Origin of the sequence: Okeania sp. SIO3I5 (assembly GCF_010672085.1) — a bacterium.
Classification (GTDB): domain Bacteria; phylum Cyanobacteriota; class Cyanobacteriia; order Cyanobacteriales; family Microcoleaceae; genus Trichodesmium.
This window is the reverse complement of record NZ_JAAHHT010000299.1, coordinates 1-10,358: the sequence shown is the minus strand read 5'-3', so window position 1 is coordinate 10,358 and position 10,358 is coordinate 1. Positions and strand designations below refer to the sequence as shown.

The following is a 10,358-nucleotide window of genomic DNA, read 5'->3' as shown; positions in this document are numbered from 1 at the left end:
TTGGATGTCAGGGTTAGAATTAGCTTTTATCCAATTTAATTCTGCCTCTCCAGCTAGATTACTACTAAATACTGGAGTTAATGATTGTTGGATTTTAGCTAATCTGAGCGATCCATCAACTATTGCTGAAGCTAAAAGATTTTCTGAAGCTAAGTCAAGGGCCAAAGAGGTTCATTTTCTGGCAGTACAGTCAGATCCAGAATCAGAATCATTTGCTGGCTTTTGGTTATTGCAAGAAATTAGTATTTAGTATTCTGCTGATTAAATCTTCAAGCATGACTCCTGACTCCTGACTCCTGACTCCTGACTCCTGATTTAGTTAGGTTTTGGGTACTGGACATTGGTACAATCCTACTAGCAATTCCATTGTCCAAAATAAAAAATCCCAAACAGAATGTTATGACCGAATTAGCAGAACAACTGCTAGAACTAGCTGCCAAAGCGGGGGCTGAGGCAGCAGAAGTATTTCAGGCGCAATCACACTGTCGGCCTATATTTTTTGAAAGTAATAGACTCAAGCAACTAGAAAGTACCCAATCAGAGGGCACAGCACTGCGACTTTGGCGAAATGGATGTCCAGGACTAGCTGTAGCTTATGGGCCTGTGGAACCAATAGCTTTAGTAGAACGAGCTATATCTATAAGTAGTTTGAATGAACCAGAATATATTGAATTAGGATCGATTGCCAAAAATCGTCATTATCCCAACCAAGGGATATCTGTGCCCATAGAACAACTGGTAAGGTGGGGGAAAGAGGCGATCGCGTTAATTCGAGAATTTTATCCAGATGTGATTTGTAATGGAGAATGGGATTGTGAAATTGAATCTACTCGTTTAATCAATTCATTAGGACTAGATTCTAATCATATAGATACTACTTTAAGTGGTTATGTAGAAGTTGATTGGGTAAGGGGAGATGACTTTTTAAATATATCTGATGGTCAAATCCAAAGAAATAGGCTCGAACCGAAGAAAGTCGCGGACCGAATTTTACAACAATTAAATTGGGCACAAAAGAATGTGGCGTCCCTTAGTGGTAGAATACCTATTTTATTTACAGCTAAAGCAGCAGATTTATTATGGAGTACCATCTCGGTAGCTCTGAATGGGAAACAGGTACTAGAAGGTGCTTCTCCTTGGAGCGATCGCCTAGGGGAACTTGTCACTAATAAACAAATTACTATTTCTCAACAACCAGAAGAAGGACCATTTAGTTGTCCTTTTGATGATGAAGGTACTCCAACCCGCTCCATCGAATTTATTCAAAAAGGTGTTTTACAACTGTTTTATACAGATCGAACTACTGGTAGATTATTGGGTAGCGGGACTACTGGTAATGGGTTTCGTCCAGACTTGGGTAGATATCCTACACCTGAATTATTTAATTTTATAGTTAAACCAGGAGAGCGATCGCTACAGGAATCAATTGGGATGTTAGATGATGGAATTATAGTCGATCAAATTCTCGGTGGTGGTGCGGGTATTTCTGGTGACTTTTCTATTAATGTTGAACTTGGCTATCGTGTCAGAAAAGGTGAAATAATTGGTAGAGTGAAAAATACTATGGTTGCTGGTAATGTTTATGCAGCATTAAGGCAATTAGTAGAATTAGGAAATGATGGAGAATGGAATGGTTCTTGTTATACTCCTCATGTAATTGTAGAAGGATTATCTACTATTAGTAAAGTGGATTAAATTAATGGATAATTGATAATTGATAATTAGGACCTGATGAAAAAGTATGAGTGGTAAGGGTAGGAGTCAGGAGTCAGGAGTCATATAGAATCCGGGTAATTAGTTATCGTATTACTGAGGAGTAATGAGTAATGAGTAATGAGTAATGAGTAATGAGTAATGAGTAATGAGTTAGGAGTTAGGAGTAATATAGAATCCGGTTATATAGTATATGTTGATAATTCTATAATTACTTCAGTATTCAATCTCCCCTACTCCCCTATCCCCTACTCCCCTACTCCCAACTATACAATAACTATAAACGCGCCCAAATTCTCATAGCTTTGGCCGATCAATTTCCCGAATTATTACCAGAAGTGCTGGCGATAAATTCTACCTATGTATCATATAGAATCCGAATAACTAATTATCCGGATTCTATATAAATCCTTGTTTTGAAAAGTAAACGTCTACGCTCGTACCAAGTTTCTGGATTCCCCTGGGTAAGTCCTATTTCTAAAATCCTTCTGTGAATATGAAATCATCAGAAGTAATTGCCGTCTCATCTACTCCTATTATCGTACCAATAATTTCTTCAGTCCGAGTAACAACGATGGAAATAGTATTATCCTCACCAGTAACGAGCGCTATCTCGGAAAATCCCAAATCTTCTCTTAACCCAATACGATCGATACCATCTTCAAAATCTAATATTGTATTGTTTCCTGTATCTGGCGCCAAGCTAAACACATCCTCCCCTGGGCCACCAATAAGAGTATTATTCCCTTTACTGCCAACAAGGATATCATCACCCAAATCTCCACTTAAGCGATCGCTCCCTGTACCACCATCAAGGCGATCTCCTCCTTTACCTCCAAATAAGCTATCGTTGCCATCCTCACCTTGAAGATTATCATTATCCCGTTCTCCTAAGAGCAAATCATTACCACCATTACCTAAGATACGATCATTGTCTTTACCACCATAAATCGTATCACTATTAAAATTACCGTCGATGCTATCGAAACCTTGATTGCCGAAAATTACATCAGCACCACTGCCACCATCAATCGTATCATCTCCCTCTAAACCAAAAATAGAATCCTGAGCATCTATGTCTACTAAGATATCGTCTTCAGCAGTACCGACAAGAGGTTGAAACGGAGCTACATCGATAACTTCTTCATTTGCCAGTAAATTTTCAACAACGAAAACATCAGACAGATTTTCAGTATCGCCAGGCACCAAATCACCAAGCAAAGAATTAAACGCTATGAGACTACCATCAGCAGAGATCGATGCAAATTCTGGTTCCCAACCTCGAGGGGGTTCTGGGGGAGAAAAAGATTGGGTTCTTTGAGTTTCTGAATCCTCAAAAGTCAAAGGGTTGGTGGTCATATTGGAGCGTAGATCGTGTATAAATACCTTTCCGTTCTGTGGAGAAATAATTGTACCTGTTGTAGAAGCAATAAATCTACCATCAGCAGAAACAACAGGTCGTTGACTTCCCCGAATACGGTTAGTTTCTCCCGTTGCGCGATCGTATACGAATACTCTAGAAAAGGGACGAGAATCTCCCGCAATATACATCGATACAAAAGGACTGAAAACAGATTCAAAAGCTATAAAACGCCCATCGTTAGAAATTGTATTATCACCAATACGATCTCCAGGGTGGGATTCTGCTGTAAGACAAGAGTTTATTCCGGTTTCGCGATCGTGAATATACATCTGACAGTTTTCCTCCCCAGGTATTAGGTTATCTGCATCAGAGGAAAAAGTGATAAATCTGCCATTGCCAGACATAGAGTAAATCCTGGAACTGCTGTTAAACTGATTTCCCGAAGAGTCTGGATTAAATTGGGTGGTAATACCTGTTTCTAGCTCCCGTATAAAAATATTTTGCTTTTCGTTAGTATCTCCTGGCAATAGGTTGTCAGCATTAGAGTTAAAGAAAATTTCACTTCCATCAGCAGAAATTATGGGAAATTGGGAATCTGTGTTTCCTAGTTCTCCTGCGGAGTTGACAGAAACCAGACTGGTTATACCTGTTTGTCGATCGTGGACAAATATATCCCGCGCCTCGTTCGTATCTTCTGGCACCAAATTATCGGCAGTAGAAGAAAAGGCGATGAAGCGTCCATCCCCAGAAATGGAGGGAGTACCGGAGAGAGCATTTCCCACTTCTCCTGCGGAGTTGACAGAAACCAAGCTAGTAATACCTGTTTGTCTGTCATGGACGAATACATCCTGCGCGTCGTTTGTATCTCCTGACACTAAATTATCAGCAACAGAGGAAAAGGCGACAAACCTACCATCACTAGAGATAGCAGGAGAAGTAGATACCCCATTTGCTTCATTTCCCGACGAATCTACCGACACCCGATTAATAGCAAAAACTGAATTATAGTTTGTCGCGATCGCTTCTCCAAAAACTCCGGTACTTTCTATTTCCCCTAGTTTAACTTCCAGTTGCCAATCTCCTCCTAAAACAGCACTTCCAGTCAGGTTAGCAGATGCAGCAATATTAGCGCTAGTTATTTTCTGGAGTCTCTGTAAAAATTCTGCTCCTGCATCTCCGGCAGCAACATTGCAACCGTACAGAAAAAGGTCTCCTTCCCACTGTTGCAAATCCCAAATATAATTATTGATTGTATCAAGACTTAATTGAGTGTTGCCGAGATACAAGCAACCAGGAGAACCGTGACTAATGATGTGAATAGCATTTATATTTGATCTTTGAGCGAGAACTTCGGTTATTTGTTTGATACCATCGCGGTTGCTCTCTAGAATAATGGTATTTGTTTGATCAATCGCTCCAGCGACTAACATTTGATAATTTTCTACTCCCTTGTCGATGAAAACAATAGTCCTTGCTTTCTGGGAATACGGTATTAAATAGTAGCTTTGTTGATTCATTTTACATCCCTGGGTTGTATTAGTTTCAGGACTTACGCATAACCGCCATACCTAGTAGGGGCGAATGGCATTCGCCTCTAAGGATAGCTTACTGCCTAAGAATTTGCCAGGACTAAGGCCATGCGAACCCAGAAACCGGGTTTTTTCGTCAATGTTAATTGTTAAAAACAACAATTTCTCCTAAAAACCCGGTTTCTTTGCGTAAGTCCTATTTGCGTAATTTAGAACCCAGAAACCGGGTTTTTTCGTCAATGTTAATTGTTAAAAACAACAATTTCTCCTAAAAACCCGGTTTCTTTGCGTAAGTCCTATTTGCGTAATTTCTGAGTTTTTTAATATAATCAGAACTAAGGCCATGCGAACCCAGAAACCCGGTTTCTACGAGAAACCGGGTTTCTTTGCGTAAGTCCTGATAATATTATATCATGTCCGGATCAGAGCGTGATAGAACTCCGTTCCGCTTACGCGATCAAAAAGCTTTCTCCTCCTTATAGCTTACAGCGCTTTTCAGATTGATGACCTCACGTCACAACCAAAACCCCGTAGGGACGTTCCATGGAACGTCCCTACTGTGTGAAATAAAAACTGCTGTAAAATTCCCACCTCTTCTCTCCTGACTCCTGACTCCTGACTCCTGACTCCTCGCTTTGCGTAACTCCTGAAATAAATAAAACAAAATACCAACTAAGCAGTAAAATTAAATAACTATCAGTTTTTAGCATCTCTGGGTTAAAAAAAAATAATCTTGCTGACTGCTGAGTGCTTTTTTCAAAACCAACATTTCCTTATGTGGTATAAGTATATCCTAGAAGAACTACAAACCTATCTCAAGAGATTTGTCTATCCATACATAGGCTTTGTGATTACGCCCCTCCTAAGACCTAAAATTCTAGCAGTCGTTGAAGCCAGCTTAATCGGAATAACTTCTGGATTAGCCGCCGTTACCCTCAAAGAAGGCATCGGATGGCTAGGTAGTTTGCGGATAGCTGCATCCCTAAAATTTGCTCCTTGGTTATTATTACCTATTTTTGCCTTAACTGGAGGATTTGTCACAGGTGTATTAGTAAAACGTTTAGCACCAGAAACTGCAGGCAGTGGAGTACCACAAGTAAAAGCTGCACTAGGAGGTATGCGAGTCCCCTTAAACTTCCCGATCGCTATTGTCAAAATGCTCACTACCATTCTGACAGTTGGTTCTGGATTAACATTAGGAAGACAAGGCCCAACTGTCCAAATAGGTGCATCCTTGGCTGCTTGGATCGGGCGTTGGCTGCCCACTTCTCCCAGTTATCGTCGTCAGTTAATTGCCTGTGGTGCTGCCGCTGGATTAGCTGCTGGCTTCAATGCTCCTATTGCTGGAGTGTTATTTGTAGTGGAAGACCTGATGCATGATATTTCTGGCATCACGTTGGGGCCAGCAATTATTGCTTCCTTTGTCGGTGCATTTGTTTCGCAAATGCTAGGAGGAAAAAGCTTGTACTACAACAGCGATCGCCTAGATATATCAATGACAGGATTTTTACATCCTCAAGAAATGCCTTTCTACATAGTTTTGGGAATTTTAGCCGGGTTACTAGGAACAGTATTTAGTCGGGGAATTGTTGCAATTTCAACATTTAATCAGCGTCAACTAAAATTAGAATTACCTTGGCGAATAGCCATTACCGGATTAATTAGTGGCTTAATAATTGCATTTTTACCAGAGCAATTTCACAATCATAGTGGTTTAAAAGAATTCTTAGGAAGTAATGAAGCTAGTTTGCAACTAAGTTGTATTGCTTTTATCGCTCACTTTATCTTAACAATATTTGCTGCGGGTTCAGGCGCCCCTGGCGGATTATTTGCACCATCTTTAATTATTGGTTCTGCTTTAGGTCAAATAATTGGGATTTTGCAAAATAATTTAGTCGGTATTGAAGAACCAGCAATTTTTGCTCTAGCAGGAATGGGTGCATTTTTTTGTGCTGTATCAAGAGCACCGATCACAGCAGTAGTAGTTATTTTTGAACTGACACAAGACTTTCGCTTGGTGTTACCACTGATGATTGTTTCTATTGTGGCTTTATTGGTGGCAGAAAAGATAGATCAGAAATCTCTGTCTGACCTAGTTTTAGATTTAAAAGGTTTACAACTTCAGAAAGAAACCTCAGCAAATGATTATTTAAGTAATATTCACGCCGATCAAGTCATGCACACTCCTGTGGAAACTCTTGATTCCGAGCTAACTTTAGATGAAGTTAAGCAGAAATTTTCCAATTCTCACCATCGAGGTTTTCCTGTAGTCGATCATCAAGGTTTGCTGGTGGGTATTGTGACTCAGACAGATTTAGCTTACACTCGGAAACGTCAACTTCCAGGGAATCATCTTTTAAAAGAGTTTATGACACCTCATCCAATGACAGTTAAGACTACAGATAATCTGAGTGACATTTTAAATCTTTTACATAGATACAAAATTAGTCGTTTACCTGTGATGGAAAGTCGTCATCTTGTGGGGATTATTACCGATACTGATATCATTAAAATAGAATCAGAACAATTAATAGGCAAGACAAACTTAAGAACCAATCCCTCAGAACCATCTTATGTGGTTTATCAAACACGATCGCCTCAAATTGGTAATGGTAGGTTGTTAGTACCTTTGAGTAATCCTCGTACTGCTCCTGTATTATTAAGGTTAGCTGCTGTAATTGCTCGGCAACGCAATTATGAACTAGAATGTCTCCAAATCGTAGTTGTGCCTCGTCAAAATTCTCCTGCTGAGACTGTAGTGGATACAACTGAGAGTCGTCGTTTGTTAGCAATGGCAGAGCAGATAGCTAAAGATTGGCAAATTCCAATCCACACTCAAGTGCGGGTTGCTCACGATATTGCTGATGCTATTTTGGAAACTGTTAAAGAGAGACATATCTCCTTGATATTGATGAGTTGGAAGTGTGATACTGCTACTTCTGGTCCTATTTTTAGCAATATTGTGGATACTCTGATGCAAAAAGCTATTTGTGAAGTGGTAGTAGTGAAGTGGGGTTCGGTGAAATTGAGAGATAAAGAAAAGAGCGTTGCTGATTTTGGGTATGATTTCTATTTGTTAGCGATCGCTAAATTATTGAATGACAGATACTTGAGATTATTGAGTTTTTATTTTTCTACCTTGATTCAGCAAGGTCGAGAAAAGTTAGTAAGTCCTGCAAATAAAAGATATAATCCTGATTCTGATTATATGTACTCATTTTTAGGATGGCGACAATGGTTAGTCCCTCTTAGAGATATTCCTACCCAAGCAGCAGCAGTAAAACTTTTGCCTGCTTTAGTTTCTTTGAGTGTAAAACCAGAAATTCTCCTATGTCAAGTTTCCACTAAATCTGTTATCGATCCTAATATTCAGGAAATGAAGCAAGCTGTGAGAATGCTGAAACACAGACTGCATACAGAGGTGATAGCTACTACAGTCTGTGCTAATTCTGTTTCAGATGCTGTGGTTGATTTAGCAGATGCTCATCACTCTGATGTTGTGGTTGTTGGTGCTAGCAAGGAAGGATTTTTGAAACATATAATTAATGGGAACATTCCGGAGGCGATCGCTCGTGGTTGTACTTGTACTGTAATTCTAGTCAGAGCTGCGAATAATCAATAGACTTCTTGCAGAAGTCAGGGAATAGGGAATAGGGAATAGGGAATAGGGAATAGGGGGGAAATAATTGATGATTTCTATGGGATAATTGATTTTACTTTTTATTTTACTATAGGGGCGATTCGCGTTTGCGGAGCATTCCCAGGACTTACGCACCAAGCGCCATATGTAGGGGCGAATGGCATTCGCCCTCTACATATAGCGTATTGTCTAACAATTTGCGTAATATCAAATCCGCTAGCTTCGGAGTAATATAATTCTACCGTCAGAAAAGAGCGAAAACTCCTAGATTGTGGAGGGTTTGGAGACCAAACCCCTACGGAGCAGGAATTCTACTGATACTACCGGATTTGATATAATATCATGTCCGGTTGAATAGTTATAAATAAAAATGGAGGAGACAGGAGACAGGAGACAGGAGACAGGAGAAAAGAATGTACCAGGAGAAAGAAGTGTTTTTATCACTAATTATCCGGACATGGTATAAGTTCTGATTCCGTAGAAAATCGCCCCTACGACTACTGACTACTAACTACTAAATTGATAGTGAGGTTGTTTAACCGGATTTGATCAGGACTTACGCAGAACCACCATATCTAGTAGGGGCGATTCGCGAATCGCCCCTACAAGTGGTGTATAATTTGATATTTTGCGTAAGTCCTGTTGATATTAAATCTGATTAACACCTATTTCCAGTAGTTTTTCCAATCTTGCACTTGACCAATATTCTGTAGGATATGCGATCGCAAAAATAGATTCAAGTCGAATCAACCATGTCACTTGTTTAAAAGTATCATCCTCTTCATCAAATTCATTTGGTGGCACTAAGACCATAATTTCTACAAAATCTTCAGTTACACTAACGGGGAGACCATAATAAGTTTCCTCTGCTTCAATGCGGACTTTACTACCATTTTCTAATGCTTCTGTTAACCTTTGAGAAAGAAGATTAGGCTTTTTTGACTTTTCTTTTTCAGTCACTATTATTCTCCATAACTATAACGTTGCAGTTTAGCTACTTTTAATAGCATCAATACACAACTGCACTACTAACTCAGTTGCAGTTGCAGCACTTTGTAATTGAGCAAAATTTAGAGTATCTGCCTTAATATTAGTTTCAGACAAAACTGTATTAATACCATCATCAGTTAACCGCATTCCTGCTTCCATAAAATCAGTACAAACTCCTTGATGCCGTTTAGTTAATGCTCGACTGCGCTTGCACCAAAAATGGCTAATAACATGAAAAACGTGCCCTTTTCCCCAATCAAAACTAACTGCTACTACTGGTGCTTTGTAACGCACTAATAAATCGTGACTAGCAGCTTCGATAGTAACTTTCGGACTAAGTATTTTAATAGGATGACTGCTAGTTTCTAACCACCATTGCGGGTCTGCTCCCAACACTACTACTTCTGACCACAAACTATTTAAACTTGGTTCTACAGAAATAACTTCATCCTTAGTGTGTTGTTTATTCCAACGTATTGTATCAGGAAAAGCATGGGAGATAAAATTACCTAATGCCCAATCAGAGGTTACTAACCATTTACCATTCTCTACCTGTTTTTTCAGACTATTAATTAGTTTGTTATCATAGGAATTAGAGCAGTTAACAAATATAATTTTGGCATCCAATTTTTGTAGTTCAGGATTGATTTGTATTGGTAGTTTTAAGCATTGGAAAATTTCTTCAACGTGGTCATAACTACCTGAGTAAACAGCTATATCTTTTTGGCTAATTTTATTTAAAATTGCTAAATCTTCAGGGCGTTGTTCTATAAATCTTTGCTTTACAGCAACAGCAGCTACCTGATAAGCTTTCTGCATATCTTTCATAGTTTCACCAACCTCTAAAGGGGAGTAGGGGAAATTGAGCAAGAAAGAAACCGGGTTTATTGCCCTGATTATTTTCAAATCACAAAATTTCATCGACAAACCCGGTTTCTGCGTAATTTTTTCTTATATCATGTCCGGATGATTAGGTATAATAAAAATGAACTGGCGATCGCTGCTTGTATAGAAGGGAGTTATCTCATGTCCGGACCAGATCGCGATCAAAAACTTCTGACTCCTGACTTCCAGTTTCCCTCCTGGGAGGGGTTAGGGGTAGGTTGACTCCTATCTCCTATAG

7 protein-coding genes are annotated in these 10,358 nt (G+C 39.4%); 4 read left to right on the top strand and 3 right to left on the bottom strand.

Going from position 1 to position 10,358, the window contains the following annotated elements; all coding sequences use genetic code 11:
* Both F6K40_RS35710 and F6K40_RS35705 read left to right on the top strand, forming a co-directional pair.
* Positions 1–250 (top strand): Tab2 family RNA-binding protein (locus F6K40_RS35710; protein ID WP_293143551.1); only part of this gene is annotated, 250 nt, incomplete at its 5' end.
* A gap of 149 nt (positions 251–399) precedes the next feature.
* The gene (locus F6K40_RS35705; protein WP_293143548.1) at positions 400–1,695 is read left to right on the top strand and encodes a TldD/PmbA family protein; all 1,296 of its coding nucleotides are present in this window, start codon (positions 400–402) and stop codon (positions 1,693–1,695) included.
* 495 nt (positions 1,696–2,190) lie between these two features.
* Here F6K40_RS35705 and F6K40_RS35700 read toward each other — a convergent pair whose 3' ends face one another.
* Entirely contained in the window at positions 2,191–4,593 is a 2,403-nt protein-coding gene (locus F6K40_RS35700) for a DUF4347 domain-containing protein (protein WP_293143545.1), read from the bottom strand.
* Positions 4,594–5,380: 787 nt separating this feature from the next.
* Between F6K40_RS35700 and F6K40_RS35695 the strand changes: the two genes are divergently transcribed.
* A complete protein-coding gene (locus tag F6K40_RS35695) occupies positions 5,381–8,227 on the top strand; it encodes a chloride channel protein (RefSeq protein ID WP_293143542.1) in 2,847 nt (948 codons plus the stop codon).
* A 666-nt stretch (positions 8,228–8,893) separates the two neighbouring features.
* Here the strand turns inward: F6K40_RS35695 and F6K40_RS35690 are convergent.
* Positions 8,894–9,205 (bottom strand): hypothetical protein, encoded by a 312-nt coding sequence (locus F6K40_RS35690; protein ID WP_293143539.1) that lies wholly within the window; start codon positions 9,203–9,205, stop codon positions 8,894–8,896.
* A 30-nt stretch (positions 9,206–9,235) separates the two neighbouring features.
* A complete protein-coding gene (locus F6K40_RS35685; protein ID WP_293143536.1) occupies positions 9,236–10,063 on the bottom strand; it encodes a hypothetical protein in 828 nt (275 codons plus the stop codon).
* Positions 10,064–10,201: 138 nt separating this feature from the next.
* Here F6K40_RS35685 and F6K40_RS35680 point away from each other — a divergent pair, with 138 nt between their 5' ends.
* Positions 10,202–10,342: a hypothetical protein gene (locus tag F6K40_RS35680; protein ID WP_293143533.1), complete on the top strand. Its 141-nt coding sequence runs from the start codon at positions 10,202–10,204 to the stop codon at positions 10,340–10,342.
* Positions 10,343–10,358 lie beyond the last annotated feature (16 nt).